This window comes from Neisseria sp. P0021.S005 (assembly GCF_051956955.1).
On record NZ_JBQCWY010000604.1, the window covers coordinates 1 to 1,864 of the forward strand.

General features: G+C 49.4%; 2 protein-coding genes and 1 other RNA gene. 2 read left to right on the top strand and 1 reads right to left on the bottom strand.

Going from position 1 to position 1,864, the window contains the following annotated elements:
- Both ACTHUE_RS17400 and ACTHUE_RS17405 read left to right on the top strand, forming a co-directional pair.
- Positions 1-212: hypothetical protein (locus ACTHUE_RS17400; RefSeq protein ID WP_440424063.1), on the top strand; the 212-nt coding region annotated here is incomplete at its 5' end.
- A 167-nt stretch (positions 213-379) separates the two neighbouring features.
- Positions 380-1,597: a uracil-xanthine permease family protein gene (locus tag ACTHUE_RS17405; RefSeq protein ID WP_003679234.1), complete on the top strand. Its 1,218-nt coding sequence runs from the start codon at positions 380-382 to the stop codon at positions 1,595-1,597.
- Positions 1,598-1,714: 117 nt separating this feature from the next.
- On the opposite strand, the gene ffs is transcribed toward ACTHUE_RS17405, so the two are convergent.
- Positions 1,715-1,811: signal recognition particle sRNA small type (gene ffs / locus ACTHUE_RS17410), an RNA gene on the bottom strand.
- Positions 1,812-1,864: the final 53 nt, after the last annotated feature.

Below are 1,864 nucleotides of genomic sequence, written 5' to 3' on the forward strand. Positions count from 1 at the left end.
GCCTATTGAATGAGATTTTGGAAAAATTTGAATTTGATGTCGTACAGGAACAAGCATTGGCGCAAGCTGTGATGCAGCAGGTGCGCTTCGATCCAAACGACTACCATATCGACAGCGACGATGAAGACACAACCGGCATCTGTCCGCACTGCATCAATCCGCCCATGCCACCCCTGCGCGATTATTTGGTTTGGCGCGAAACACGCGGCTGAAAATTTTCCTAATCGATTTTGATAAGTTATTAACAATTCGCTATCGAATAAGGCCGTCTGAACAGGTGTCATCGTTACATATGTTCAGACGGCCTTTTGTAAATAAATGTTCACAATTAGGATAAATCAGTATAATCTGCGCCATTTGAATTTTCTTCGGAGCTTTTATGAATCAGCTTAAAACGGCGGTAGCCGGTGCGCAGATTTTGTTTGTCGCATTCGGTGCCATGGTGCTTGTGCCGCTTCTGACGGGACTGAACCCGGCTTTGGCATTATTGGGCGCAGGCTTGGGCACTTTGTTGTTCCAATTGGTTACCAAACGTAAAGTGCCGATTTTCCTCGGCTCTTCTTTTGCCTTTATTGCACCGATTATCTACTCCATCGGCGAATGGGGCCTGCCTTCTACCATGTTCGGCCTGTTTGCGGCAGGTTTCATGTACTTTGTCTTTGCCGCGCTAATTAGATGGCGCGGTCTAGATGCGGTACACAAGCTGTTGCCGCCCGTGGTTATCGGTCCGGTGATTATGGTAATCGGTTTGTCCGTGGCCGCTGCAGCCAGCAGCATGGCCATGGGTCAGGCGGATGGAAAACAGGTCATCGACTATATCGACTCGCTGATTCTGTCCGGCTTTACCTTTGCGGTAACCGTCATTGTTTCTGTCTTCGGCAGCAAAATGATGAAGCTGATTCCGATTCTGATCGGCGTGGCTTCAGGCTATGTGTTGGCTTTGATCATGGGCTTGGTCGATACCAGCGCCATCATCAACGCTCCTTGGTTTGCCGTCCCTCATTTTGAAACGCCTCAAGTCAACTGGCAGGCTGCCTTGTTTATGTTGCCCGTTGCCATCGCCCCGGCCATCGAACACATCGGCGGCATTATGGCCATCGGTAATGTAACCGGCAAAAACTACACTAAAGACCCGGGCTTGGACAAAACCCTCGCCGGCGACGGCTTGGGCGTGTGCGTGGCCGGTTTGATCGGCGGCCCGCCTGTGACCACTTACGGTGAAGTGACCGGCGCGGTGATGATTACCAAAAACAGCAACCCCGTTATCATGACTTGGGCGGCAATTTTTGCGATTTTCATGGCATTTTTCGGTAAGTTCAACGCGTTTTTGGCTTCGATTCCTATGCCGGTTATGGGCGGCATTATGTTGCTGCTGTTCGGTACAATCGCCTCTTTGGGCATCAAAACATTGATTGATGCGAAAGTCGATTTGATGCAGCCGAAAAATCTGGTTATCGTCAGTTCCGTATTGACGACAGGTATCGGCGGCATGATTATCAAAGTAGGTACTTTGAGCTTCGCCGGTGTAGGTTTATGCGCCGTATTGGCCATTATCCTGAACTGCGTTTTGCCCAATACAAAATCAGAAGAAGCATAAATAGCTGGCTCATAAACTCAAAGGCCGTCTGAAAATGAGATTTCAGACGGCCTTTTTATTACGCTTTATACAATGAAAAATGCCGGAGACTTAACCATCTCCGGCATTTTTGAATAAGGTGGCGAGCCGAACCCCCGGCACTGGCTCATCAGAGTGGGCTGCTGGCTTCCGCCCCTGACCCGGTGTTCCGAATTACCATGCGGGGAGACCCGCCATAGAAGAAACGCATTATAGCGGTTTTACAGAAAAACTCAAGCGATAAAATCT

Excerpts from the sequence above, each read along its gene's own strand:
- ACTHUE_RS17405 (WP_003679234.1), top strand. The coding sequence starts at position 380 with ATGAATCAGCTTAAAACGGCGGTAGCCGGTGCGCAGATTTTGTTTGTC.